33 protein-coding genes are annotated in these 25850 nt (G+C 45.4%); 28 read left to right on the top strand and 5 right to left on the bottom strand.

Features of this window, described 5'->3' with window-relative positions; translation table 11 throughout:
• The first annotated feature begins 327 nt into the window (after positions 1 to 327).
• The 4 genes from P3L40_RS25180 to P3L40_RS22435 all read left to right on the top strand — a co-directional run bounded on the left by P3L40_RS25180 (position 328) and on the right by P3L40_RS22435 (position 3045).
• Complete coding sequence (locus P3L40_RS25180; RefSeq protein WP_410482073.1) at positions 328 to 873, top strand: RepB family plasmid replication initiator protein; 546 nt, start codon at positions 328 to 330, stop codon at positions 871 to 873.
• Between the two features lie 525 nt (positions 874 to 1398).
• Positions 1399 to 1884 (top strand): hypothetical protein, encoded by a 486-nt coding sequence (locus P3L40_RS22425; protein ID WP_131680270.1) that lies wholly within the window; start codon positions 1399 to 1401, stop codon positions 1882 to 1884.
• Positions 1885 to 1946: 62 nt separating this feature from the next.
• Positions 1947 to 2378, top strand: a complete 432-nt coding sequence (locus tag P3L40_RS22430; RefSeq protein ID WP_131680271.1) for a hypothetical protein — start codon at positions 1947 to 1949, stop codon at positions 2376 to 2378.
• A gap of 184 nt (positions 2379 to 2562) precedes the next feature.
• Complete coding sequence (locus tag P3L40_RS22435) at positions 2563 to 3045, top strand: hypothetical protein (RefSeq protein WP_131680272.1); 483 nt, start codon at positions 2563 to 2565, stop codon at positions 3043 to 3045.
• Between the two features lie 143 nt (positions 3046 to 3188).
• Here the strand turns inward: P3L40_RS22435 and P3L40_RS22440 are convergent, their stop codons facing one another.
• Both P3L40_RS22440 and P3L40_RS22445 read right to left on the bottom strand, forming a co-directional pair.
• Entirely contained in the window at positions 3189 to 3584 is a 396-nt protein-coding gene (locus tag P3L40_RS22440) for a VOC family protein (RefSeq protein ID WP_131680273.1), read from the bottom strand.
• A 194-nt stretch (positions 3585 to 3778) separates the two neighbouring features.
• On the bottom strand, positions 3779 to 5113 hold the full coding sequence (locus tag P3L40_RS22445) for an HNH endonuclease (RefSeq protein WP_136135235.1): 1335 nt from the start codon (positions 5111 to 5113) through the stop codon (positions 3779 to 3781).
• Positions 5114 to 5522: 409 nt separating this feature from the next.
• On the opposite strand from P3L40_RS22445, the gene P3L40_RS22450 reads away from it, so the two are divergent.
• The 7 genes from P3L40_RS22450 to P3L40_RS22480 all read left to right on the top strand — a co-directional run bounded on the left by P3L40_RS22450 (position 5523) and on the right by P3L40_RS22480 (position 11588).
• A complete protein-coding gene (locus P3L40_RS22450; protein ID WP_136135236.1) occupies positions 5523 to 6356 on the top strand; it encodes a hypothetical protein in 834 nt (277 codons plus the stop codon).
• 123 nt (positions 6357 to 6479) lie between these two features.
• Positions 6480 to 7364: a DNA replication terminus site-binding protein gene (locus tag P3L40_RS22455; protein WP_131680276.1), complete on the top strand. Its 885-nt coding sequence runs from the start codon at positions 6480 to 6482 to the stop codon at positions 7362 to 7364.
• 402 nt (positions 7365 to 7766) lie between these two features.
• The gene (locus P3L40_RS22460) at positions 7767 to 8291 is read left to right on the top strand and encodes a type I-E CRISPR-associated protein Cas6/Cse3/CasE (RefSeq protein WP_165568262.1); all 525 of its coding nucleotides are present in this window, start codon (positions 7767 to 7769) and stop codon (positions 8289 to 8291) included.
• A gap of 146 nt (positions 8292 to 8437) precedes the next feature.
• Positions 8438 to 9019: a TetR/AcrR family transcriptional regulator gene (locus P3L40_RS22465; protein ID WP_131680278.1), complete on the top strand. Its 582-nt coding sequence runs from the start codon at positions 8438 to 8440 to the stop codon at positions 9017 to 9019.
• A 113-nt stretch (positions 9020 to 9132) separates the two neighbouring features.
• On the top strand, positions 9133 to 9612 hold the full coding sequence (locus P3L40_RS22470; RefSeq protein ID WP_168697685.1) for a cupin domain-containing protein: 480 nt from the start codon (positions 9133 to 9135) through the stop codon (positions 9610 to 9612).
• On the top strand, positions 9609 to 10781 hold the full coding sequence (locus tag P3L40_RS22475; protein WP_131680280.1) for an MFS transporter: 1173 nt from the start codon (positions 9609 to 9611) through the stop codon (positions 10779 to 10781). The genes P3L40_RS22470 and P3L40_RS22475 overlap by 4 nt, the downstream gene beginning before the upstream one ends.
• An 18-nt stretch (positions 10782 to 10799) precedes the next feature.
• The gene (locus P3L40_RS22480) at positions 10800 to 11588 is read left to right on the top strand and encodes an SDR family NAD(P)-dependent oxidoreductase (RefSeq protein WP_131680281.1); all 789 of its coding nucleotides are present in this window, start codon (positions 10800 to 10802) and stop codon (positions 11586 to 11588) included.
• A 35-nt stretch (positions 11589 to 11623) separates the two neighbouring features.
• Here P3L40_RS22480 and P3L40_RS22485 read toward each other — a convergent pair whose 3' ends face one another.
• The gene (locus P3L40_RS22485; RefSeq protein WP_131680282.1) at positions 11624 to 12358 is read right to left on the bottom strand and encodes a hypothetical protein; all 735 of its coding nucleotides are present in this window, start codon (positions 12356 to 12358) and stop codon (positions 11624 to 11626) included.
• Positions 12359 to 12511: 153 nt separating this feature from the next.
• On the opposite strand from P3L40_RS22485, the gene P3L40_RS22490 reads away from it, so the two are divergent.
• From P3L40_RS22490 to P3L40_RS22505, 4 genes are all read left to right on the top strand, one after another.
• Positions 12512 to 13228: a hypothetical protein gene (locus P3L40_RS22490; RefSeq protein WP_131680283.1), complete on the top strand. Its 717-nt coding sequence runs from the start codon at positions 12512 to 12514 to the stop codon at positions 13226 to 13228.
• Positions 13221 to 14270, top strand: coding sequence for a hypothetical protein (locus tag P3L40_RS22495; protein WP_168697686.1), 1050 nt, complete (start codon positions 13221 to 13223; stop codon positions 14268 to 14270). The genes P3L40_RS22490 and P3L40_RS22495 overlap by 8 nt, the downstream gene beginning before the upstream one ends.
• 184 nt (positions 14271 to 14454) lie before the next feature.
• The gene (locus P3L40_RS22500; RefSeq protein ID WP_136135238.1) at positions 14455 to 14697 is read left to right on the top strand and encodes a hypothetical protein; all 243 of its coding nucleotides are present in this window, start codon (positions 14455 to 14457) and stop codon (positions 14695 to 14697) included.
• Positions 14698 to 14818: 121 nt separating this feature from the next.
• Positions 14819 to 15157 carry a hypothetical protein gene (locus P3L40_RS22505; protein ID WP_131680286.1) on the top strand — a complete coding sequence of 113 codons (339 nt, stop codon included), beginning with the start codon at positions 14819 to 14821 and terminating at the stop codon, positions 15155 to 15157.
• 320 nt (positions 15158 to 15477) lie between these two features.
• On the opposite strand, the gene P3L40_RS22510 is transcribed toward P3L40_RS22505, so the two are convergent.
• Positions 15478 to 16611, bottom strand: coding sequence for a PAAR domain-containing protein (locus P3L40_RS22510; RefSeq protein WP_272693341.1), 1134 nt, complete (start codon positions 16609 to 16611; stop codon positions 15478 to 15480).
• Positions 16612 to 16848: 237 nt separating this feature from the next.
• Between P3L40_RS22510 and P3L40_RS22515 the strand changes: the two genes are divergently transcribed.
• From P3L40_RS22515 to P3L40_RS22540, 6 genes are all read left to right on the top strand, one after another.
• Entirely contained in the window at positions 16849 to 17058 is a 210-nt protein-coding gene (locus P3L40_RS22515) for a hypothetical protein (protein WP_136135239.1), read from the top strand.
• A 76-nt stretch (positions 17059 to 17134) separates the two neighbouring features.
• Entirely contained in the window at positions 17135 to 17449 is a 315-nt protein-coding gene (locus P3L40_RS22520; protein WP_136135240.1) for a hypothetical protein, read from the top strand.
• A gap of 225 nt (positions 17450 to 17674) precedes the next feature.
• Positions 17675 to 17893 carry a hypothetical protein gene (locus P3L40_RS22525; protein WP_131680291.1) on the top strand — a complete coding sequence of 73 codons (219 nt, stop codon included), beginning with the start codon at positions 17675 to 17677 and terminating at the stop codon, positions 17891 to 17893.
• 42 nt (positions 17894 to 17935) lie between these two features.
• Complete coding sequence (locus P3L40_RS22530) at positions 17936 to 18466, top strand: DNA-binding protein (protein ID WP_136135241.1); 531 nt, start codon at positions 17936 to 17938, stop codon at positions 18464 to 18466.
• Between the two features lie 106 nt (positions 18467 to 18572).
• On the top strand, positions 18573 to 18749 hold the full coding sequence (locus P3L40_RS22535; RefSeq protein WP_168697687.1) for a hypothetical protein: 177 nt from the start codon (positions 18573 to 18575) through the stop codon (positions 18747 to 18749).
• Between the two features lie 148 nt (positions 18750 to 18897).
• Complete coding sequence (locus P3L40_RS22540; protein ID WP_136135242.1) at positions 18898 to 19299, top strand: hypothetical protein; 402 nt, start codon at positions 18898 to 18900, stop codon at positions 19297 to 19299.
• A gap of 86 nt (positions 19300 to 19385) precedes the next feature.
• On the opposite strand, the gene P3L40_RS22545 is transcribed toward P3L40_RS22540, so the two are convergent.
• The gene (locus P3L40_RS22545; RefSeq protein WP_316928043.1) at positions 19386 to 20747 is read right to left on the bottom strand and encodes a hypothetical protein; all 1362 of its coding nucleotides are present in this window, start codon (positions 20745 to 20747) and stop codon (positions 19386 to 19388) included.
• On the opposite strand from P3L40_RS22545, the gene P3L40_RS22550 reads away from it, so the two are divergent.
• From P3L40_RS22550 to P3L40_RS22580, 7 genes are all read left to right on the top strand, one after another.
• Positions 20738 to 21442 (top strand): IS6-like element IS26 family transposase, encoded by a 705-nt coding sequence (locus P3L40_RS22550; protein ID WP_001067855.1) that lies wholly within the window; start codon positions 20738 to 20740, stop codon positions 21440 to 21442. The two genes, P3L40_RS22545 and P3L40_RS22550, sit on opposite strands and share 10 nt — an antisense overlap.
• Positions 21443 to 21730: 288 nt before the next feature.
• Positions 21731 to 22324, top strand: a complete 594-nt coding sequence (locus tag P3L40_RS22555) for a recombinase family protein (RefSeq protein ID WP_136135244.1) — start codon at positions 21731 to 21733, stop codon at positions 22322 to 22324.
• A gap of 17 nt (positions 22325 to 22341) precedes the next feature.
• Positions 22342 to 23577, top strand: coding sequence for a hypothetical protein (locus P3L40_RS22560; protein WP_131680296.1), 1236 nt, complete (start codon positions 22342 to 22344; stop codon positions 23575 to 23577).
• A gap of 154 nt (positions 23578 to 23731) precedes the next feature.
• Positions 23732 to 24055 (top strand): PerC family transcriptional regulator, encoded by a 324-nt coding sequence (locus tag P3L40_RS22565; protein ID WP_136135245.1) that lies wholly within the window; start codon positions 23732 to 23734, stop codon positions 24053 to 24055.
• Between the two features lie 87 nt (positions 24056 to 24142).
• On the top strand, positions 24143 to 24532 hold the full coding sequence (locus P3L40_RS22570; RefSeq protein ID WP_131680298.1) for a hypothetical protein: 390 nt from the start codon (positions 24143 to 24145) through the stop codon (positions 24530 to 24532).
• Positions 24533 to 24560: 28 nt separating this feature from the next.
• Positions 24561 to 25265 carry a hypothetical protein gene (locus P3L40_RS22575; RefSeq protein WP_131680299.1) on the top strand — a complete coding sequence of 235 codons (705 nt, stop codon included), beginning with the start codon at positions 24561 to 24563 and terminating at the stop codon, positions 25263 to 25265.
• 14 nt (positions 25266 to 25279) lie between these two features.
• On the top strand, positions 25280 to 25810 hold the full coding sequence (locus P3L40_RS22580; protein WP_136135246.1) for a hypothetical protein: 531 nt from the start codon (positions 25280 to 25282) through the stop codon (positions 25808 to 25810).
• The last annotated feature ends 40 nt before the right edge of the window (positions 25811 to 25850 follow it).

Here is a 25850-nt window from a genome sequence, read left to right on the forward strand (position 1 = left end):
ATGCACCAAAATTGCAGTAATAACATCCTGTTATTCAAGGATGCGATACCTGCTGACGAAAATTCGTCACACAGGAAACTCACAATAACAAACAATTCAAGTGTTCAACCCGTCTCGTTATTGCGGCTTGGCGTGTTCACACCGAATATCCGATCGAAAGGGAAAGCGGGCAAACCGTTGGATGCGAGTGAATCGCTTAGCCGTCTGGAGTACGCTCGCAGTGAGGGTTACACCAATGTGGTGATCACCGGTCCACAGCTTAACTATTTCATTGATTTCCGATGTTGGCTTGGGATTATTCATGCGTTTAGCGCCAGTCCTGATGCTATGCATGGCAATAAGATTAAGGTGAAGTTCAGCGAGTTCTCGCAGTTCTGCGGGTATCCATCGAAGCGGCTAGATTCGAAATTGCGTAAGGAGATAGCCGACTCATTAACACGTATCAGGGCAAAGACCATCACGTTCACGACACCAGGCACCAAGAAGTTTTTGGTTACCGGTCTACTGGTAAAGGCGGAATTTGATGTTGTCGAAGATCTGGTGGTGTTGGAGGCTGATGAGCGTCTTTGGGAGCTCTATAGCAATGATCACTTAAGTTTGTTACGACGCAAGCCGTTATTGGCATTGCCGAGAAATGAAACAGCCCAGGCGCTGTATACCTATTTCGAAGCATTACCACGACAGCCAGCGCCGATCTTAATGTCGCGGCTTCGTGAGCGATTGATGATGAACGGTAGGGTCGCTGACCAAAATCGTAAAATCACTGATGCGCTTAGCGAACTGAATAGTATTGGCTACTTGCAGTACGAGGTTATGAAGGCCGGGCGGGAATCTGTTGTACATATTCACAACCGGAACCCGACATTGGATTAAGTGAAATATATCGGAGACCCGTCGTAAGGCGGTTTTTTTATGCCCAGAGTAAACAAAACGAATGGTAGAGTGAGTTTGAACGGGGGCTTTGGTATCGTGAGCGGATGAAAAAAGTGAGTTCTAGCGGGTAGGCTGCCGATGAAAAGTGAGTTGCAGCAGGATACTGAGTAGAAAAGTGAGCTATAGCGGGTGAGAAAAAGCGGAGAAGGGGGTGTGATGACATTTAACGCTGGCAAATTGAACAGAAAGGGCTTGTGGTAGGGTTAAAAATTGGTACCAGACTGACGATAACCCATTCGAACTCACTTTTTGATGGATTCCTTGATCAATAACGCTATATTTCCCGTTCAAACGCACCGAAACGAAGTATATATTTCCCGTTCAAACTCACTTAGGTGAGGTGGGATGTCCCGTACCGGTCTTAAAATAACAATGTAATTACCCGTTCAAACTCACTTTACAAAGAAGAAAGACGAAAGTTTCGTCACAGGCCAGGCCACAGTTACTATGGTGATAGGAGGATTTATGAGTCAATTTGGTGAACAGCTGAAGCTGTACTCTGATCGCCAGCGCGATGAAAAAAAACGGACGGCATTGGATGTTCAATACGTGCAGTCCGAAGGAAAAGATGGTTTTTTGACGCTGAATATCTCGATAGCACCCATGACGTCGGAAGGGCGCGAAGTGTTATGGGATCAGAAAATCACGATACAACTCTCCCGATATGAATTGACCTCATTTTGCGGCACTTTATTCGGGCTCGAAAAAGAAATGCGTGCTAAGTTCCACGGTGCGAACAAAAACAAAGGCTTTGTGGTAAATAACAATGGGTCTGTGGGTTGCGGCATGACGATCAGTGAGGCCGGGAACACCATGACATTCATGTTAGATCATGCTCGGCGAATAGAGCTGGGCGCGTTTGTACTGCGACGTCAAGCTGAAGCATGGAAAATGTCGGCCAGTGATGTGTTGGCAATCATGCGTCAGTCGGTCAGTATCAAAAAACAGTGAGTTTGCTGAGGGGCAAACTTTCTATTTTTGCTCCGTGGGGGAGCGATAAAAGGGGGTAAGTGTTGAAAAAGCCATTCCTACTTCTTGCTGGTATGCTCATGTTGACATCAGAGCTCCATGCGTCAGTCGATACGTCCGATCAGCAACAGGACTCCCGCGTTAATCAGATCGGCGCAAGCCCTGTGGAAACGCGGCCGTATTCTGAAATCAAACATCATGTCCATGATGGACCCGTCGAATTATTCCTGGTTGAGGAAGTAACTTCCGTTGACCAGTCGCTGCACACCGTCGTTATTTATGACGGAAGCCGATACGAACTGAAAGGGCAGGTGGATTGGCTCAGACCAGGAAAAGGCAAGATGCCTCCTGGTGGCTGGGCGTTCACTGTCTTCGCCTCTACAAAGGAAACCTACGCTTGCTCGCCGGAGGTGGTGCAATCTGGCACTGGTTCCTGCCTGTTATTTGTGCCTCAAAACGAAGAAACGCCATTGTAGTAATCGGGCCTGATGCGCTGATTTTACAGGCGATGATCAGGCTGGCGTTTCCACGGGCTGACAGGGGGGAACCCCCAAAGCCCAAACAGTGAAAATGACCGCTAAAACCAGGTAATTTAATCGTACTTGGGGTAACCGGCATTGCGACCGCCACCCGTAAGGGTTTTACAAACGAGATGAGCATATGAAAACCATGATCAAGGTAATTGTTTCCGTGATGACATTGGCTGCTTCCGGCATGGCCGTTTCGGCTGAAATGCAACAGGTGAATTTTGCAGTGCCGTCCTCGGTGGCTAATCAGGATCCGACTGGCGTGAAAAAATTACGCATGAACTACGACCAGTTTTTTGTTAATTCTCTGGGGGAAGGGGAGAAGCAGGAGCTGGTTCAGCCGGTATATTTTGAAGGGCCTTATCGCTATTCACTGATCCGGGCCTTTGATGGTAATAACACGGTAATCAACCTGGCCGGTAGTAAACATGTTTTATCGGGTATATCGGGTGGGCTGACTCCGATGCTGGCGGGTAAAAAACTTGTCGCTTTGCGAGACAGCGAAGATACCGTCGTGGTCTGCCAGGCGCAGGTGCTGCGGCTGAAGTTCTCAAAATGCTGGCAAGTCGTTCACAGTGACCAACCTCTTGCAGTGATCCCAGAAGAAACTAAGTGACAGTATTGTGATGTAGGTGGTTTCGACCGCGTTACGTGAAATCTGAAGGTGTAAGCGGGAGATTATGGCTGTATCTGTAGTTGCTGTGGATTAGGCAAGTAATACATTCAGCGGTCAGCCCCGGCAAAGGGGCTTCCGTATATTTAAGCGTTTTCGTAAAGGTCCCAGCGGTTGCCATAAATGTCTTCGAAGACAACAACCTTACCATATTCCTCTTCACGAGGTTCTTGGGTGAATTTAACACCTTTTTCTTTCATGCGGTTGTAGTCACGCCAAAAATCATCGGTCTGCAAAAACATAAATACGCGTCCACCAGCCTGATCGCCTACGAACTTACTTTGACGGTCGTTGGAGGCGCGAGCGAGTAATATGTTGCAATCACTACCGACTTGTGGAGTGACAACAACCCAACGTTTACCTGGCTGGGGAGTGTCTTCTACGAGGGTGAAACCGAGTTTGTCTGTGTAATATTCGATGGCTTTATCATAATCATCAACGACTAAGGCTACATAGCCGAGACATCTTTTATGTGAACGCATTCTATCTCCAGTTTTAATATGGGTACGAAAAGAGAATATCGTTAGAAAAGAGGAAATCAATAGTCTAAAAAAGATGCAATCGGCGACCGGTATGATATTCTGATCGTAACTGGAATAGCGAGCGTGTCAGAGGGGACGCGCCACGCGAGGGGTTCCCCCAAAGCGGGGTTAAAAAACACCAGAAGGATGCCGCACTAACCCTGCGGCATTTGTTTGTGCATAGTAACGCTAGCGAGGTAATCTATTATAAAAGAGGATATTTCGGATTGATTTTGGTCATTAATCTCTCGCAATTTCTGGAATAAAATGGGTTTGAAGCCATCACAAATGCCAGCTGAATCTTGGTCTGACATCCCACTCTCTTTTAGTTTTTCTTTGATTTTTTTTAAAAAATCCAAAGTTAAATTATATTTACTTACTGCTATACCAAAATTTTGAATGGCACTTCTGTAGAACGCCCATGTGGATTCATTAGGGAGGTTGGTTCCTGAATCGAAAGAAGGGAGTGATAATGTAGTTACCTCAACACTATTTCTTATTTCACAAGTGGAGCTGAGTCTTAAAGGATCTACAAGGAATGAATAGCAGAAAGGTTCACCGTCATATTCATCTGTGAGTTTAAATAAATGTTCAATGCAGCCATAAAGCCTCATAAAACCTTCGACAGATGTACCGTTAGAATATACTGCAATAAGATGGCTAAAATCTGATAGGGTTGGTAATCTGGAAGCTGTTTCTTTGGGCCAACTTACAAATTCATGAGATTCACCTACGCCTTTAAGTATAAAATTTCTCACTGGATCGAATATTTCTTGAAGTGCCAATTCCTTATCATTAATACCTAGCAAGTTGAATACACTTTTCATTGCACCTCGAAAATAATCTTTCCCCCCAAATGATATATTAACGGGGAATGATTCATTCATTAGACCAGATTTTTGCTTGTAATTAGACAGAAAATCTTCCTGTGTAACTCCGCTATTAGGAAACATTTCAATAAATTTTTTGTAAGCCCAAGGCAACATGCTGGGATCGGCACATAGAACTTGAACACTGGTCCTTCCATTTTCGAGTTCGGTGGTGACTATTTTGGGTTCAGCGTATTCAGGTTTTCCTCTTGGCCGCAAGTCGATAACGGAAGAGTCATCACCACGAAGTTTTTTTATTGTAGGCGCATCTCTGCCGCGACTTGTTTTGGCGTCAATTTGATTTCTTATGAATTCAAAAGGTTTGGAGAAAGCCAAGTCAATTTCTTTTCCAAAAATCTCTTGAGCCGAGTTTGAAACTATTTCTTTAGAAACCCATTTAGGTCCTAGGAAGTTTTGTAGTATGTGTTCCTTAGAGGCAGACTCAAATTCTTCTTTAGTATATATACACTTATGCATGATATTTATGCCCTTATTAGTTTTAATATTAGTATATATGGAAAAGGGTAAATTCCAACTTAAAAAACTAAACCAACATACAATAAGGGGTGTAACCCTATGCCCCGGCGCTTCGCTTGGGGCAAAACCCAGTCCGAGCTTCATTCCCGCCGTCCCGAGATAATACGAGAGCCCGCCTGGGTTCCGCGTTTATATTTGAAATCGGCACGTTATTCTTGGATGGCGACCGTGAGAAAAGAAGAGATAAAGAGAGAGAAAAAGAGAAAAAATAAGAGGGGGGGGAGGAAGGATATTTCAACGATAAAAGAGGTAAAAAATGTCTTCAGGGTTGCAGCGGTGATGTATAGAACCTATATCGTATGTTGGTTTAGATTTGCGTGTTTGTTGGCAAAGGTCAATCACTATTTCACTACTCGCTCGCGTTAATTTAACGAGTCGCTTTCATTGCTCGCAACAAAAAAGAGGCTCGTTATGTCCCCTTTTTTTCGTACATGACATTCTAATTGGGTTATCATTCACGCTATATCCGATAATTCAAAATCGACAGATTTAAATGAAACTGAATATAGATAAATGCATTTCTTTTACTGGCAGATACGCATGGTCAATTGTTGCTTTCGCGGTGATGCTTCAGGTGCTCAGTGTCGCAGTTCTTGTCAAAAGCTTACTGGCTAACAACTGGTTAGATGGTGGCGTCATCGCCGCTATCCTCCAGTTGTTAGCAATCCTATTCTTCAGCATTTCCCGTTACGCACTTAAAGTCCACTTTTTAGATAAAGCCGGTGGGCCAGATGCCTATCTCGCACAAAAAATTCAATGGCCGGAGGATCAGTTTTATACCGATCTTGTCGATAACGTAGGTGTAAAAGAAGAGTTCAATGCTTGGTACAGTCAGCAGGTTACGCCGATTTCAATTGCCGAGTTTGATAAGGGACTAATTACCGTTATCTCGACCACATATTCACTCAAGCAGGAAGAGCAGATCAGCGATAGACAGTTTCTGAAATTGTTGATGCTTAAGTACGCAGGCCCTTTATTTAAATGGCTAAGTTTTGGCAGCATGCTGTTTGCCGCAGCCGCGACTGTCCTGTTGTTTAATTCCATGAATAGTTTGAAAGAGGGCTACCCCTTTATCGTTCTGCCATTTTGCCTTGCCATCATGTTCCATTCTTTACGTAGAGCCGTCTCTGCTAAAAGTTCAAAACTGATACTTGAGCGGCCGATCAGCCCCGCCGAAATTGACGGTTTAATGCGCCTGGCCGCTACTTTCAATTTACACCGCGAATTCTGCGAACTGATGCGCAGCCCACAACGTCCGAAAACAATCAGTGATGCCCATCGCTGGTTAACAAACAAAGCTGAGGGTACTGAAACCTTTTTCGGCTAACCTGTAAACAAAATAACCACGTCTTGCCTTTGTGGGTGAAAATTGTATAAAGTATGGACATATATACAGCCCCTGCTTCGGCGGGGGGATTTGCAAGCTACCCTTTTTCGGGGATTGAATACGATGAACATCGCAGAAACCTTCCATCATCTGGAAGACAATCTGGCGTTGCTTAAACGCGTGCTGGCGGAGAAATCTCCGCTATATGCCCGTGTTTGTGTCATTCCGCCCGTCGCTGATGGCGATGAAAACTTACCGGTTGATCGCATTGAACCCACATTGTTATACGGTGCCCAGGCTATTGAGCAGACACAACGCTCATACACCGATCTGCACATTAAAGATGGCTTGTCACAAAAATCGACTCGCCGGACTGCCGGTGTACTTTGGTATGATGACGAAACACCAGAGTTCACATCGGACGTGATGGCGCTGGTAACGGCTATCAACACGGCCAAACAGTCAATACAAGATCACATCATCACTGATTACAGTTCGCAGAATGCTCGTTTCAATGCGCTGCATAATGCATGCCCTGGCGTGATGACCCTGCATTTGTATCGCCAAATAAGAGCCTGGCATAACGCGGATATACAGTCTGTGCGCTTTTCCTGGCAACGAAAATCATTGCTTCGGATCCCGGATAAGGCCAAATTGCTCGCCAACATGCAGGCTGACGTTTTGGACAATAGCGACGTAACCGTCCCGGTCGGTAACCTGGTACAGCGGATTGCTAATACACCACAAGACAAACTACGTCTGCGCCGACCGGCCAAAATTCAGCCCGTGGCGAACATTCAGTTTAGAGCAGAAGTGGAAGGCGAACCACCAACGCTCAAAGGGGTAACGGCACTAATGCCGTATATCATCATCCAGAATCAAAGTCTGGACGTGAAACCTTTAAAAAACTATTCGCCACGCGATATACAGCGAAGCAAAGACCGGTTGGCAACAGAGGTGATCGGGACTTTCCACGGCGAAACGATCGAAATGTTAATAGGGGGCTAATTCATACACCCTATGAATTACTATAAAATATACAACAAGGATTATGACGCTTGGCTTAGACAAGATCAGTCCGGGTACACCGATGAGGAACATGCAGGCTTCTGGCCGGAGCCTGCAATCATCAACATTGAACAGAATGACTCCCAAAAACCCGTTTTTTTTCAACCTTCCGCAACTACATTGAAACTCATTGAGTTTGGCGTGTACGACTTCTGCGGTCGTTGGCCGGACCGCCCTTAGTCGTTCGTAACTTCTTTTCCCGTTACTGCCTCACTAATTTCGTCACCTGGAAGCCGCGTATTACTATGAGGAAATCTTAGGTAATACAATCTAAGGCTTCAGGCGAGACTATGCATGAAATATTATGAAAGCGCGCTGCGCTTGAGGATCCCCTCAAGTGATGTGTACGGAATACATCAGCATCTGGATTATTTCATTCAGGAACAGTGCAAGGTTAAACTCCCGTATTCGTTTTCCATACAACCTGGCACGGGTAATGATACTCATATCTTATTGCGAACAGCACAAGCCATTGGCGTACCCGGTGAGGTACAAAAAAGCATGTATTTTTCCGAAGGACAGGAGGTCGTTATCACAGGGACCATCGCTGCGGTTCGGCGAGAAGTCTTAAACGGCCGAAAACGTGAGGTCTGCCCGCCATCAGGGGAATTGCCCGAATTCGTAAAATACCGCCTGAGCCGTGCAGGTTTAACGCCCCACCATGTCGGGGTAAATAAAATGGACCGCCTCGTCGTTAAAAAGGTTGACCCGTCAATGCAAAAAGGGCACCGGATCCATATCCCTGCCTGCACATTCCATGCAACTGGGGTCGTGTCTTCTGTGGCCGACTTTGAAAAAGCATTTGTCTTTGGTATTGGTCGAAAACGTATTTTTGGAGTTGGCCAAATTACAGTAACGACCCAATAACCCACTCACGTCTTGCCGGAGAGTACCCGGCAATATTCCTGACCTTGAAGGCCAACCTCATTGTGTACTGACCGATAAAATATTATTATTGACTGGTCAGTAAAGAACTGGTTAACTGTCCTCAATTGATAAAGAGGTGGATCGATATGAGTGGTAGGCCAAAGGAGTACGATGACCAAGCTGTCATTGAGTCCGCAATGAATGTCTTCTGGAATAACGGCTATGAAGCGAGTGGCACCCAGACGTTATGTGAGGTGACTGGTCTTGGTCGTGGCAGCTTGTATCATGCCTTTGGTAACAAACAAGGTTTGTATCAAAAGGCGCTGCGCCATTATCAAGAGATCGGCATTCACTATCAAAGAGAAATTCTCTCCGCCGACAAACCGGCAAAAGAGCGCCTTTTCGATATGCTCCAGTGGGGTATTTCCATCGACCTCGACCAGGATAACCCAAGAGGTTGTCTCGCATTACATTCTGTACTTGAGCGTAACTTTAAAGATCCGGAAATCCAATCCATCAACCAGCACTATCTGTTACGCCTGGCTGCAATGATTGAAAAAGTTATTGCTGAAGGTGTAGAGAAGGGCGAATTCACATCCGACACGGATATCAGCACCCGCGCCAAAGCTTTTTTGTCCGGGTACTACGGGTTACGAATTATGGGCATTTCTATGCCAGATCGTGATTATCTACTCCAGACAGCGGAAGGTATCGTCAAAAAAATCTAAGCCTATACGTGAACCTTATTTATTCGCCTTATTGTTTACCATTCAGTAAACAATAAGGTGTAGTTGCTTTTGTATAGTTCTTTACTAATCGATAAACAATGGAGTTGATAACCATGCATTCGTCAGAAAAGGCATTTCATATTTCTTCTGGTAACGGTGAGTCCGTTTGGATGAATGGTGATCTGTACTCGGTCTTGATCGGTCCCTGTGCCGCTCAAGGGCAACTCTCTATTTTAGAGGCAACTATCCCACCTGGCGGTGGGCCTCCACGTCATAACCACCTTAATGAGGATGAAATTTTTTATGTCACCCACGGGCAACTAGATATTTCCGCTGGAGATGACACGTTTGTCGCACAAGCCGGAAGCCTAATCTTTGTGCCAAGAGGCATGATGCACGGCTTTAGAAACAACACCAAGGATTTTGCAAAACAGTTACTCATTTTTACGCCGGGAGGCTTCGAAAGGTTCTTTTTAGAAGTCGGTCTCACAGCAAGTGCAGGAAGGCCAATCCCTGAGGTCTCCAGCACTAATCAAGAGGTTGCCCGTCTCATTGGGGCAAAATATGGATCATACCAAGAGGAAAAAATTTGAACCGACATCTCTATATATTGATGATGACAATTTTAGTCGTCACGATGAGCGAACTACAAACCGCAGGCATGCTGCCGAACATTGCTAATGATCTCAATGCGACAACCGGCCAGGTCGGTTTATTGGTTTCCGTTTACGCATTAGGCATGGCGATCGGTGGACCGATTATCGCTTATGTTTTAAGACGTAGTTCACCACGGTCAGTATTGACAGGCATCATTGCGGCTTATGCCATCATCGAAATTATCGCGCCGGTTGTGCATGCCTATTGGTGGCTTGCATTGGCTCGGGTACTCACTGGGTGTCTGTCCGGTGCCACGTTTGGTCTTGCCTTAACCTTTGCAGCCAGGATCGCGCCATCACCTGACAAAATTGGCCGAAGCGTCTCCATTGTCCTTAGCGGTATGATGGTGGGGACAGTCATTGGCTTACCGCTTAGCCATTTCATCGCCACACAGTGGGACTGGCAAAGCTGTTTTTACCTGTTAGGCGTCGCTGCTCTGCTTGTCAGTCTATTAGCCAAAATAGGCTTGCCTGACTTGGCAAAGGCGACTGAAAGCGAATCCGTTGAAGACCTACAAAACCTAAAATCACCTAAGTTGTGGTCTCGCTACCTGGTGAGTTTTTTAACGATCGGTGCGGCTTACGGTTCTTTCTCTTTCTTCACGCCTTTACTGCAAGATAACGCTGGTTTTAGCTCAGACGTAACGACGCTCATTTTGCTGGGTTATGGCATCTGTACAGTGATCGGCAACCTCATCGTTGGTCGGTTCGCCGATGCTCATCCTGTCGGAGTTTTACGCCTGGGGCATGGTTTGTTACTCGTAGCCCTGATTACGCTATCCATGTTCAGTGAAATAAAGACAATTACCCTCTTAATGGTGCTGCTTGTTGGACTGATCGGTATTTCAATGAATCCTGCACTGATCACCAGAGTGACCCAAGCTGGTGGCACAGGCTATCTGGTCACAACCGTCCATACTGCGGTTATCACGATGGGGGTGACGTTAGGCACGATGTTTAGTGCATTTTCGATGAATGTGTTTGGTCAAGATCCGGTCGTCGCAACTTGGACGGGTGCGGGATTAACGGTATTGGCAATTCTGGCCGTCGCGGCACAGACCGTGACGTTTGGAAGTAAAAAACCGAGTCTGTCTCGGGTTAACTGATTGAGCGGAGATTTTTAAATGGTAACGCACAACGTTGAAAAAGAATTATCTGGGAAGGTGGCTTTAGTCACGGGGGGCTCAAGAGGGATAGGCCGTGAGATTGCGCTGACGTTGGCTAAAATGGGCGCTGCTTACATAGGGATCCATTGTGGGAAAGACCGGGTGGCTGCGCAATCTGTTATTCGTGAGATCCACCAGCTTGGGGTGGATGCTGATATTTTTACGGCTGACTTTGCACTTGATGCAGCGCACGAAGCTTCATTGCTTTGGAATGAATTTTTCGCTCGCATTCAAGAACGGGGATACCAAGGGATTGATGTGCTGGTTAATTGTGCTGGTGTAGCACCTTCTGCCTCAATCACTGAAACTACCCCTGCTATTTATAGTGCGGTCATGTCTATCAACGTTGAAGCGCCATTTTTCTTACTGAAAGCTGCAATACCGCATATAAATGCTGCGGGCCGCATTATCAACGTATCGACGGTGTTAACACGAGTAGCCGATCCCCAAAGAGCTATTTATGCGGCATCTAAGGGCGCGATAAATACGCTCACGTTATCGCTTGCAAGCGAATTGGGTGCTCGTGGTATTACAGTGAATGCCGTTGCGCCAGGCGTTGTTGATACTGACATGAACAGCGGTTGGTTACACGAGGCACAGGCTCAAAAGATGGCGTCCGAATTCTCTGTGTTTTCTCGCGTGGGCAAACCTAACGATATTGCCGATGTAGTTTCTTTCTTGGCATCTGAACGAAGTCGTTGGATAACCGGGCAGGTCATTGATACGTCTGGAGGCTCTTGCCTTTAATATGATAATCAACCAGCCGTTTGGCTGGTTGTTTCTTATAGGCCAGGTGAAAGCAATGCTTGTGTGACTTTCTCTTCAGCGGCCGAAACGGCATCCTTTTCTTCCGGCAGTGGCTTGTTCCGTTTTACCAGGGCTGGATCGACGACATCCAAAATACCAATGCTGCTGACTGTGTAAGTATCAATCTGCATCCAAGCCGTGTGCATATCGCACTCACTCCTTACATCACTTTTCGCGGAACACCAGATAAACTTCCCCTTAGATTTAGTGCTGGGTTCGCCGTATTTTTCAATCGCGCCAGTAACCAGACTGTCCGGGCTGTTGAAGGTGTAACGAATAGATTTTACGACGCTTTTGTCTGGCGCAGCTTCAGTGTCATCAATCAGTTGGACGATAACCTCTTCATTCGCATTTCCCCAGGCCAGTGACGTAACTTTGCCGTCACGATTTTGAGTCCGTACACCGCCGATATTGCGTTGTTCTGCATGCTGATTTGCCGCTTCAAGCGCTGTATCCAAATCCATTCCCAGACGGATCCCCGCCACGCTGAATTCACTCACATCAACTGAATGGATTGGCTCCGGCTCGGGCTTTTCTTCAGCCTTCGGCAACGGTGGCAGGTTAACCTGCGCGTTAGAACCATAGATCCCGCCATCATAGTGGGGGGCTTCATAGGCTTGCGTGTCAGTCTCATCAAGGAGCGTGTAACTGGCATGCGCCGACGTTGAGCAGGTTAAGCCCACCAGCAGGGCCAGCGTGATTTTCTTCATCAAAACAGTCCTCATTGTGAATTTTCAAAACCATAACATTGACGTGAAAATTGCAGTACCGAAAAGGGCAACAAAACGGGGACCTTAAAGGTTCGCGATACCCTGTCAGGCCACTACCATGAGGAACCTCTTACCACTCATAGGCATAGCTCCATGTACTACGAAAATGTGATTAACCACCTGAAAAACACGCTGCAACAAGCAGGCGTGTTACCCGAAGCGGAGAACGCCGCAACGACATCCTTGATGCGGCAGGTAGTGACCTTGCTCGACCAGGCCGCTGATATGCTGGTGAAGGTGGCCGAAAATCACCTGAAAACCAGTCAGGCTCATAATGGTGACCTCAACAAGGCTCTGAGCGATGTCCTGAATTTCGAGGCGGTTGCCGAGATGCTGGACCAATACCAACTCGAAAGCGATGCCCGTGACGCGCTGGAATCCCCTAAAAAGAGTCAGCTGGTTCCCTCTGGGTTCACCTTCACCGATACAGGCCTTCATAGCATTGCAGGAAAGATAGTGGCTTATGTTCGTGAGCAGGCCAAAGGGCAGGCGCTGACGGCGCATGTTTGGCCTTACCGTCATGATGATAGTCACATGCTCAGCTGTGATTTTCATTCAAAGGATAGCGACCTGATAATTCCTTTATGCATCACGGCAGGACGAGAGCAATGTGGTGACCCCATTGACGAACCGACGGTTTACGATTTGCCCGAAGCGCTGCACCTGGCCGGTATCATCATTCGCGGTGTAAAGGCGGAGATTGAAATTGGCCGGTATCTCAACGAGACAAACCCTGCGGTATTGACCCGACCACTACAACATCGTCAAACCAATGGGCCCATCAATTTGTGGGAGGAAAATCATGATTAAGCAGCAGATCCCGCTATGGGTGCGCGCAACCGCCTTTGTTCGTGAGCACCTTTCCTTCATCACATTGGCCGGACTCTTCCTCTGGTCCTTTTTGGCATGGCCCGCACCCGATACCGCGACAGGCTCAACAAAATTAATCGTAAACCTATTGGATCTGGCGATGCCTCTGGGTGTGGTCTGGTTAGTGATCACCACTTTTATACGTGCGACAACGTTCGACTATATCGGATACCTCCGTAGTCTCTTGTACGATATCGTGTTGCTGGGGATCGTTTTTCACTTGGCCTGCCGATTTTTGGTGCAAGTACAGGACGTGATAAACGGCATTATTGACGGGGCTATGCATGACCCCGAGTCAGCTGTTACTACCGTGATCAGTATCTATATTTCCGTCTTCCTGTACCGGATATGCGCCGCGAAACGAAAGGCGCAAACGTCGATTGCCATGTCTGGTCGCATGTCGGTACCTCTTCGGCAATCAGAAGCCTCGTTAAAACTGACCGCAATCCACGAATGCGGGCATGCTCTGGTGTACGCCCTTCAGAATACGCACCCGGAATTCATGCGGGTTGTCCTTGCGCGTGAAGCGCGCGGGAATGCACTGCGCCTGGGCTATATGGAAAGTAACGTGGTACTTGACGGCCGAGCCACGCGTGATCAGCTTTATTGGCGCATGTTGTTGGCACTCGGAGGATCCGCAGCGGAATTAGCCGTCTATGGCAAGCAATTCGAAGGCTCACAGGAAGATATGCGTTCCTGGAGTGAGCAAGCAGAACGTTACCTTCAGAACGGCTTTGGCAATGTGCTACTGCTCGATGACAGTAAAGACGAATCTCTGCGCAATAACATCTCAGCCTTTAATGCCCTTCATGACGAGCAGGTCGCTATCATCAATCAGTTCATGCGTGACAACGTCACGTTATTAACGGATATGGCCGCTGAACTACGCTCTACTGGAAGTTTGGATACGCCCGCGATAGAAGCTTACTTGAAACGCGTGACGATAGGGGCTGAAGTGCCGACCTTTGTGATCACAGATTGACGGTGAAATACGGTCGCTAACTGACGACCTTTTTTTCTCAAAATCACGACATCATTTTGAAAACTGTAATTTTGCGAGGGGGATTATTCGCCTGAAAACCTGAAGTAACGTGAAAAATGACCTTATTTCGTTCCCGGAATGGGCTATGCCACACTAAGGGAGCCACAACTAACAGGAATAACTCATGTCTCAAACACTTCAACGAAAAAGTCGGGATTTACGGCGACTTCTGATTGAGCCGGGCCGGTACGAGCTGGTGGAATTGGGTAAAGAATCGATCTTCGATCGTGTTCGTGCAGTGGTCGCTTTCGATGAGGAAGGCGTCATGCAGATCAATGCCACCGAAGTGGCTATTGGGATGTGCGGTCTGACGGACAAAATTGATGAACTGATCGCGCGCTACAACGATGGCCATCGCTTTATTTAACCGTTCCGGTGAATGAATAATAAAGTTGTTTTTGCAATGGGAGCTTGTGGTTGATTTACACAGCCAAAGATCTGACTTTTGGCCGGGCTAACCCCCGGCTTTCTTTAATAAGGAGCATCCAATGAAAGGTCAAGCCAAGAAGGGAGGTGAAATAGGCCTAAATGGCGAGCATTACAAAGGCGGTCAATTTATGCCGGGGAATGCCAGTACAGTTAAAGGAGAGCACAGTTCCACGAGTCGTAAAAGTGGAAGGCCACGACGAGTGCTGATCGAACCTGGCATCCTCGTTGAAGTTAACCAAGGCGAAAAAGCCATTTTTGCACTCATCAGAGAATTCGTGGCTATTGATAACGGTGTTATGCGTCAAACAGCCAGTGCGCATACAGTCGCCTATTATGGTCTGGAAGCGTCATTGCCAGAGCTTATCCGCCGCTATAATGCGGGTGAACGGTATTGTTGATTGTGTGATAATGTGGTCGAACGAAATCGGTGAGGATGATCCCCCACCGATTTTGTCATGACAGTTGCTATCTTATCTTTTTATGAATGAGAAATAACAATATTAGTAAAATAGGTGTGCTAAAAATAACATAGGCCATCGCAGTGTCATGATATTCTCTCAAACTCTCTACGAAAGCGCGCCAAACGGAGATTGGATCATCATTACCTATCATTGTATAGTTGTACGTGAAGCTTGAACTAAACCCAAAGTCAAAAATGCCCAAACCTAAATAAAATAACAAAATCAACAGAACCGTCAAAAACCATCTTAAAAAAGTTTTATTTATCATAAGTGCTACCTAAGACCCCCCCACCCATTTCACCACCATCAAAACCCGTTGCCTCTCCACCCATTTTTGCTGACGATGTGGCAAATTCAAAAAATTGAATCATGGTTCCTTTATCGGATGGCGTCAGATTGTCGATATTTGGATACTGTTTATGGAAGTCACTTGTAGCTTCAATAACATCAAGCTTCTTAAAGTTATTTTTCTTGCCATCCAAATAATTTTGGAATGAAACTGGCACCGTGAATGCTTCTTCTCGTTCGATCGGATACTGCGTTCTCATTGGTGTATAACTGTCTTCGAATATCCGTGTACCAGATTGCTTTAACCCTTTTACAGTATGAGTTGTGCAATTATTGCCTGAAACATCATAAACATCTATGGATCTGCCGTTTCTACGGGTCAACTCACCAGATTTTTCAGGGAGGTTAGGGATACTGCCAGATTTCCAAAGGTTATTAAAATACGCTTCTGTTTTATCTGTATCTGCATCCGTTATTTTAAAAACCCTAGCATTCGTAATGTATAACTCATCTCTGATATATTTTCGAGCGTCTTCGCCTGTCATATATAGCAGTATACCATCACCCGTTAAAGTCAATGGCCCTGGCATACCGTAGCGACCATATGAATATAGTGACACATCACCGTTCTTGTGGATTGTTACAAACGAATGACCTGAACCGAAAGTTTCCGTCCAAACAAATACACCATCATATAGCAAATTATCTGAAATTCTGCATTCACCAATTAGAGGGGGTGGGGTTACAGGATTGATACGGCTCGCAAAACTGGAACCCTGGGAAGGTGTTAAAGATGTTGGGGCTTGTGACGCAAAACGGCTTGGTTGTGCTTGTTCTGGTCCACTATGAGCAATAACTTTATTAGTACCTGCCGGGCAACCACATTGTACAAGTGAGTCATGCACGGCCTGAAGTTTTCCGTGATTTAAAAAACCTTGCTGTCCAGAAATTACAGTGCCTGGTTGACCGCATTTAGGACACTTTGTGGTTGGGTCACCCACTCTTAAGGCTTTTTTATTAAAACAAGTGACCGTTTCAATAGTTGCGATACAAGTTGCTCCAGTAGTGGTCTTATCTCCATTTAGCGCCATTGCTTTACCCATGATAATGGGTCTCACTCCAGACATAACACCTCCAATGTGTGATATTACAGTTTTATATATTTAATTAATGAAAATAATATATCAATATTAGTTATTAACCTAACTATATATAACCCTAGCATTACCATTCACTAACTATTCAAATTCTCTACCACTTGTAATTTCGTCGCTCGTCCACCTCATGTTTAACTGGAAAAGGTAAATATTCATGCCGCTCTACTTTTATCGGAGAAACTGATGTGTACCAAAGAAAAGAATCTCGAGTTACTGTACAACGCCTGGCTATCCCGTTCAGTATCCTGGGAGTTCGATAGTGAGGATGACCGAAAAGCACAGTGCCGTGAGTGGGCGAGCGCTTCCCTTGAACATATCGACGATGAAGAGAGCTTCGATCAGGATGAAGCGGACTACATCATTGACGATGAACTGTCTCACTGGGGCGATTAATTTCGCCGTTTCACTTTGTCACCCGAACTGTGTGACTGATAATTAAAGTGTAAACAAAACGGATAGGCGGGTAAGTATGAGTCGCGCACCACAATCGGAAATACAGGCAATTTCACTTTTCAAACAGTTAGGTCGGAAGGCTGTTGAAGCACGTTTTAATGAGTTAAGTCGCTTAGCTCAGGCACGCCTGGATGAGAGTTATCGTATCCACGGCACCATTCCTGTCGGCTTTACCGCGCTCAATTTCATGACCAATGATGAGCGAACTGAGCGCCACCAGCTGTTGCTGGCAATCCAATTGTGTACGGACCCGCAAGCAGAAGCGCATGCCCGTATCATGGATCGCCGTGCCGCTATGAAAAGAGGTATTCATGCCGTTACCGTTGGGTAAGCATCAGCATCAAATGCTGGTAAACGTTGCTCGCATCCAGGGCGGAAAGTGGTGGCCGGGATGTCCGCTCACGTTTCACACCCTGAGTCGAAGCCGGGTAGTGCTGGACTCTCTTGTCGCGCGCGGCCTGATGACCCATGCAGGAAGTTGTCATTATGACGTCACGGAATTGGGTTTAAACATGGTGAATGAAATTTCAGGTAAACAGAACGAATAGGTGATACTATGAGTGATTGTAACGGTAACAGCATCATTCAACCCATCGTGCAAGATCTGAATGCCCTGGGTGAACGTATCGGCAAAGCCATTGACTCAGCCACCGCTGATCGTGATGTGCAATTACTTGAGGGAGCGCTTTTGGCCCTGGCCGAAGCCCGCGCCCGCTTGCAAGGCAAAACTCCAGTGACCCAGGTCAGCGCCACTATCATACCGCTGCAACCCTAATCGGATGCTGGGTAACATCATTACTGAAGTTAGGATCACCCTATGACCGCCCAACACACAGACACTGCACCTGAATGTGGACAGGAGCCCACCGTACAGAGAGTTCCTTCCGTCCATCTCGATAGGCTGTTTAACTACTTGGTTAAATGCATCAAAGAAGACGGGGCACCCCCAACTTACGATGAAATCGGCAAAGCGTTGGGTTATTCAAAAGGTCTGGTCGCCCGACGTGTGAAGCAGCTGCATGAGCTCGGCAGGATCGTCATAGACGAAGAAAAGACCACGGCCAGGACTATGCGCATCGCGAAGGGGCAAGGTCATGATGAGTTGGTTGATAAGGTCTACCTGACAGAAGATCGCAAAGCCATTATTAAGGCCGTGAAAAGCATGACGAAGCGTACTGGTATCGGTCCTTCCATCAATATGCTGGCACATGAGCTCGGTTTTTCAAACAGCAAGACCAAACGCCACGTCGAGTACCTGGATACAAATGAGCTGCTACGTTACAGCCCTGAGCTGGGTGAAGTTATCGCCACCGAGCCGGGTGACTACGAACCTAAATCTCATGCGTAGCAGGGGGCTCTACTTCCGTTTTTTTCATTATACGCTGCTGATCTGCTTACTGATTGGCAGCTTTCTTTTTGGCTATGCGCTTATAACGATTTACAGGCCTGACTTAATGACCGCCGGTATTGCCTGGTACTACTTTGGAGTGCAGCCAGGATTAGTTCTCTTTCCGGTGATCGGTCTTGCTATCTTCGGTATCCTTTCTTCTATATATAAGTACAGCGGCGTTTTACTGATGACGGTATTCATCGCTTGCACCGGAATGACCTTTTTCGTCCTCAATTCGTAACCCTTTCCTTGTCTGCACCTTGAAAAAGACCTTTTACTCCTGAATCATAGGGGCTACATAACTGAACGTTCGCGTGCCGTGGGGGCGCGCGATCTCATCGTTCAGAGCGCCTCATGCGGTATGAGGATTATTATCACGAGGGTACACAATGAAACTCAAGGTTTTGGCGCTGGTCGGCGCGGTGGGATTGTTGGCCGGTAGCGCAGTGGCTGCGCCACAGTTCGACCCAAATTCTGTTTACGCAGACAAAAGTAAGCGATCGGCAGCACAACCGAACGAAACTGCGCAACCAGGTGAAAAGGGAAGTGTTACCGTCCTTCGACTGAACAGCTACGCGCATCTGGGGGAATTCACCATACCGGACGGCATTCAAAAGGCCAGCATTGAGCGTTTCAACAACAAGGTATATGTGTTATCCGAGAAGCCAGATAAGCGCCTGGCAGGGTTGTGGATCGGTCGTGATGCTAACGGCAGAGAGGGACTTTGTGGTTACATCAATAACAGCATGCGAATCCAGAAATGCTACTTTATTTTGTATAGAGATAATTGAAATTTAAGGCGGCTTGAACCGCCTTAATTATATATGATGAAAGTGTAATTTAAATTCGTTTTGCATTTACATATAGTTGCAGAAGTTTAAAGTTTCATTAGCTCCGAATACGAACGCTGAGAATCTTCAATAATATAATTATACTTCAATGAATTTCCATTAGAAAAAACGAACGCAATTTTTACTAATCCGACCCTCTCTTGAATTGGGTTAACATGAAAAAATGCACTCTCAAAATTAAGAACTAACACAGTATCCCCAATCAATGATTCTATGTCCTCTGTATGTTTATTAATGTAATCTAAGGTAGATTTAAAAATACTTTCAGTAATTAGATCCTTTACATATTTGTCATTATGTTGTAGTGGAGATACCTTTTTACTGATTAATTCGGGTAAATCTTTCTGGTTTACAACCAAAAATCTATCGTTTAAGCCTGGGACTGCATCCGAAATATCCACATAAATAATACCTTTTTCTACTTTCTCTTTTTTATTAAGTTGAGTCAGGGCTTCCTTTATCCTCGTGATTATCTTTAATGGCGAACGGATTTTCTTGCATTCAACAAAAATTTCATTGCCTATGATAATATCAGCCCGTTCCGAAACATTTACCTCATATCCTGATAGTCTTAAGTAGGCAGCAACTTTAAGTTCATATAAAAATTCTCTACATTTATCATCTTTGAGTTCATCAAATTGATACTTAAATGCCACTCCATTGATTACTTTTGTAATTTGATTTTTTATGCTTTCCTCTTTTTTGATAAATGCCTTGTGAATGATTCTAATCCCATTAAGTTCATAGAGAGAGATGGACATTTCTAATTGCTCTTTATCAATTATTCCTGGAGCTTTCTTAGAGTATTTATCTATAACTTTAAGGTACTCGTTAAGCCTTTGTGCTTTTTTACCTAATATTCCTTCAATCCAACGAACACTATCCTTTAGTTCATCAAAGTATTTCTGGTCTATTGAATACCTTGTATTTAAAAATTGAAAATTAAGGTAATAATCTAGGTTGTAATTTTTGCCATGAGCAATCGTTTTAACTTCAATGGGATTTAAATCCAAATCAGTAATCACACAAATATACATTGTGCTTACTGCTTTGCTAGCAAATGAGAAAATGTATTTCGTCTTTTCATGGCTATGAAACTCCACTCCCTTGTAGATTAAATCCTGTTCCCCTTGAGCTTCTGCTAACTCAAGAGTGCGTTGTAACTTTGCAGTTAATCCATTATCTGCCAAGAGCATGTCTTTTATTACCTCACGGCCATACCATTCTGTATTTTCAAGGACTTCCTCTATGCACTTTCCTATGTGTTTTTGAGTTTTTAATCCCAAATCAAATACAATACTAATGTACTTCCATTGGCACTGTTGCAAATAGTCGGTGGTGATAAACTTATCATCCCCTTTTGCTGATGGAGCTGCACATGAACCCATTCAAAGGCCGGCATTTTCAGCGTGACATCATTCTGTGGGCCGTACGCTGGTACTGCAAATACGGCATCAGTTACCGTGAGCTGCAGGAGATGCTGGCTGAACGCGGAGTGAATGTCGATCACTCCACGATTTACCGCTGGGTTCAGCGTTATGCGCCTGAAATGGAAAAACGGCTGCGCTGGTACTGGCGTAACCCTTCCGATCTTTGCCCGTGGCACATGGATGAAACCTACGTGAAGGTCAATGGCCGCTGGGCGTATCTGTACCGGGCCGTCGACAGCCGGGGCCGCACTGTCGATTTTTATCTCTCCTCCCGTCGTAACAGCAAAGCTGCATACCGGTTTCTGGGTAAAATCCTCAACAACGTGAAGAAGTGGCAGATCCCGCGATTCATCAACACGGATAAAGCGCCCGCCTATGGTCGCGCGCTTGCTCTGCTCAAACGCGAAGGCCGGTGCCCGTCTGACGTTGAACACCGACAGATTAAGTACCGGAACAACGTGATTGAATGCGATCATGGCAAACTGAAACGGATAATCGGCGCCACGCTGGGATTTAAATCCATGAAGACGGCTTACGCCACCATCAAAGGTATTGAGGTGATGCGTGCACTACGCAAAGGCCAGGCCTCAGCATTTTATTATGGTGATCCCCTGGGCGAAATGCGCCTGGTAAGCAGAGTTTTTGAAATGTAAGGCCTTTGAATAAGACAAAAGGCTGCCTCATCGCTAACTTTGCAACAGTGCCCTTCCATTCATCCCCTTCATTATCTGCGGTTGCAGCAACGATTCGCCTAACTTCACCTAAAGGCACATCTCCAAATTTACCAATGATCATTTTCCCTCACTTAAATAACAAAAAAATTGTGTATATTATATTATAATATTTCGGACACTTGAAAATAATATAAAAATAGTGTCTATTAATTCGATATTTTTAATTAATAGACACTTATTGTCCGATAATGATTTAGGAGACACATTTTGCGACTGTTTGGGTATGCTAGGGTGTCCACCAGCCAACAATCGCTTGACATTCAGATAAAAGCGTTAATTGATGCAGGGGTGGCAAAACACCGTTTATTTTCCGACAAAGAATCAGGGAGCCATATTAATCGCGAAGGATTACAGTTGCTCAAGGTAAAAGTTGAGTCAGGTGATATTATCTTAGTAAAAAAACTCGACCGACTTGGCCGTGATACAGCAGACATGATTCAGCTAATAAAAGAATTCGACTCAATGGGCGTTGCTGTTCGTTTTTTGGATGATGGAATAAGCACGGAAGGTTCAATGGGAAAAATGGTGGTCACCATTTTGTCTGCGGTCGCTGAAGCGGAAAGGCAAAGGATTCTGGAACGAACAAATGAGGGCAGACAGGAGGCTTTGCTAAATGGGGTAAAATTTGGGCGCAAGAGGTCTGTTAATCGTGAACGAGTCTTAGAACTGAAGGCAAGCGGGTTAGGTGGTACAGCAATTGCTAGGGAATTGCAAATCGCGCGGTCAACCGTTTATAAAATACTAAAAGAAGTCAATGTTGACGATACCAATAATAAATTAGCTTTAATTAAAGAAATATAGAATAAGGATGTATTGTAATGATTGAAGAGGGCAACAAGTATTTTAAGGCGGGTGAACCAGCGTGGGCCAATGCATGTGTAGGAGAAAATGGGAATCCTTCATATGCGGAGTATTATAAAGGATATTCCAAAGCAGCTAATGTCTTGCTTGATGCTGTAATAGCAAATAAGGGAGTTCATCTATGGACGGATAGTTTTATATATCCAATATGTTTTAACTTTAGGCATTCTATCGAATTGAGATTGAAAGATATTTGCCAGAATTATATTAGTGAAATCTTTGCCATTAAAAATGAACCTTTTAATTTTGACCATACTGGGTCTCACGATATAGGAAGAATATGGGGGTTTGTTAAACAAAATTCTGTTAAAGCGGAAAGAAATTCAGAAAAGTTTATAGAAGAGATTGACGAATTTATCATGGAGCTATCAACAATAGATTCGACAGGGCAGGTTTTTCGATATCCATTTTCAAATGGAAGCGAAAGACACTTGGTGAGAGAAGGTATTATTAATGTCATTGATCTTAAGACACAGTTTAATAGGGTTGAATTAGAGCTTGATGAATTCTCTAACTTTATGTCAGATGCATTAATCAACTATCAGTTGGGATACTTTTCTGGTGTTTTGTCACGAAATGATTTGGTTGATATCGCCAACCGTCTTCCTGATAGGTGCGCATGGTGTGATCCGGATTTCTTACAGGTGAAAGATGAACTAAAGTTAAAATATGATTTAACTAACAGGGCATTCAGTAAGGCCATAAATATCATCGAAACCACACATGATTTAGCTAAAATGATTGGTTTGGAATTACAATTGTACGGGTGTGATGAAAGTGACATAAAACTCGCATTTCTGATGTCTAAGTTTTTTCTTCGCCATCGTAATATCAATCAGCTAACCGTTGTAAGTGGTACTATTAACCCTTGCAATGGGCATAATGCAGCGATAATTCTGGAACAAATCAAGGTTTCCTTAAAACGAAAAGATATATTACATAGAAAATTCCGTGATAGGTTTAATTCTATCTCAATTTCAGGCATCTTGGCTTTATTCTATGGTGACCATAGCAACTCAAAGGGTTATCAAAGAGAATTTGAACGCCGTGCTGGTAATGAGGCTAATTTTGAGGATTTAATGCATGTAATTGAAAAATTAAACTTTAACAAAGATGTTATTAATAACCTATATAACTTAGGGCATGCGCGACTTGCTGATAAGCTAAAATCTAAGTTTAAAATCCCAGGCTAAGTTCCCCATTAATGATTTCAAGGTATGTGGCTAATCATAAACAGGGATAAAACACCAACGTTTTGACCTGCTTTTCCCTTCGTCAACTTCCCAACCGATCGTACCATCCTTCCTGTTCCGTACAATATTTCAACTATCCGTAGGAGTTGGTCAGATGGCGCGCAGGAAGGTTCTTTCGAATATCGTTGACCGCCTGGGTAAACAGTATTTGCCCGAGGTTGATGCAGTCAAAATCGCACTTGAGCTTGAGGCAAAACACTTGTACTTACGTGCTGCCAAGCAGTGGAGCGTTGCGATGCAGGAAAACCCCAGTCATGCCGAGTACATCGCTGCACAGCGATTCCGCTGTATTGAACTCTCAAATGCCAAGCATGCTCAGCGAATTGAGCTCTACGATCGCAGGAGTGATATCACCTCAGCAAGTCGTGAGGTTGAAGCTGCCTATGTCCGGTTATGTGTCAAAGACAATTCCAGATAGAACGTGTCGTCATAATTTCGTTGGCCGAACCCACTCCCATACACTTCAATACCAGCCAGTTTGGCAACAAACAACAAGAGAGGCTCTATGTCCACTATACTGAAAGACTTCGTTCTCATGGCGCTCCCGCACCGTGAGTGGTCCTGCGAGGCAATTCACTTTCGTGTAAAACTATGCCCCGAGCCGGGCAAGCTTGGTAATAAAAACCACACTTACATCATCCTGGAAGACTTGTATGGATTCGACACCAACGAAAACTCGTTGGTGGTCCTCACGAAAATCCTTTTGCAGCGTTTCCCCCATCTGCCACCGAATCGTGTTCACATCCTGATCCATAGCAGGGACATGTCTAAATCTCTGGGCACCAAGGTGTTGCGATACGATTTACTGCGCGACGAAGAACGCCAGGTCAAGTTGGATAAGAAACCAGAAGACGTATCGGAGAAATCGGGCTACGTCTCAATGTGTACCTTCTAACTTTCAGCGTTGTATTGGAGGACTTACCTTGGCCGCACCTTATCATCGTTCTGTAGGCTCACCGCTATTGATGGGCGCAAAGACCATTCAATTCGGGGCACATAAAAAAGTGTTTTTCCCTGATTACGATCAGGCATTGATTGTTGCCACCAGCATGACGGCTGAACACCGGTTCCCAATGTGGATTTACAAGGCCCAGCACAATCACAATGCCGGATATTTAATTGCTGGTCACGGGTCACATACACTGGAAAAGCCGGATTCTGCATTACAGTCGAAGCAAATTGATCAGATGCAGTACCGAGATAAACTTCCGACGCTTTTGGAGAGTGATGCAGTTCGGCCAAGTGCGGTGTCGCGCATTGCTATCCGAAATAACGAGTTCTTGCAGTGCCATGCGCGGGTCTCGGAAGCAGATATTATCACCTGGAGCATGATGCAAGCGGATCCGGCGTTGATTTTCAACGTAAACCCCACGAGCAGTCCCGCTGAGGCTAAGAAAATCAGCAATCGTATTAAGTCAATGCTGCAAAATGCCTTGTACTGTCAAACAGCTGTCCGCTGGATCAACAATTACAACTTCGTTGTTGCTGTGCGTTGGCCGGATGATGACGGACTGAGCCCAAGGCATAAAGTAGAAAATGGGTGGTGGGTACTGAGTGCGCAAGAGCAGCGCTCTCAAGGGGTTTCACCAAAATGTGAAGATGTACAGAAAAAAGCAAACGACCGTTAACCGAAGAGGCCAACATGAAAACTGATCAGACCGATATTAAATTATACCTTCAACGTCAAAGCTCCTGTGGACTGATAAAGTTCACACGCCTGATGGATTGCATCCTGACTCCGCCGCTCATCGGCTTCCTCATCATGGCGTTGATGTTTGCCATAGCCCACCTGATCATCATGCCAAAAATTGTCGAAGAGCTCTTATTTTTGCCGTTGTGTTTCTTTACCGGAGGCGGTGTCTGCTTATTGGTCTTTGTGCATTTGTACTATTCGTGTGTGTTTCCACGGCTGTGCCCGTTGCTGGAAGTGGGCGAAATTGAAGAGCTATGTTCCAAATCGTTCACTGCATATCAAGAGACGGGCCATGTAGAGTCAAAACAGAAATCGGGTATTGATTACCTCAATACCCTTATCCAGGAAGGCATCCCAATTAATTATCGCCACCGCCGTAAATTTTACGCACTGGTCGATGCAGATGAACGTGATTCCAAGCTGAACAGCATGAGTCAGACATTCGAATCGGTGATCGCACAAAACAAAACGCCGGCCTAAACGTCCCTGAAAATCGTTGCGCTCCGACCGTCTAACATGG

Origin of the sequence: Providencia sp. PROV040, assembly GCF_032706145.1 — a bacterium.
GTDB classification, from domain to species: domain Bacteria; phylum Pseudomonadota; class Gammaproteobacteria; order Enterobacterales; family Enterobacteriaceae; genus Providencia; species Providencia hangzhouensis.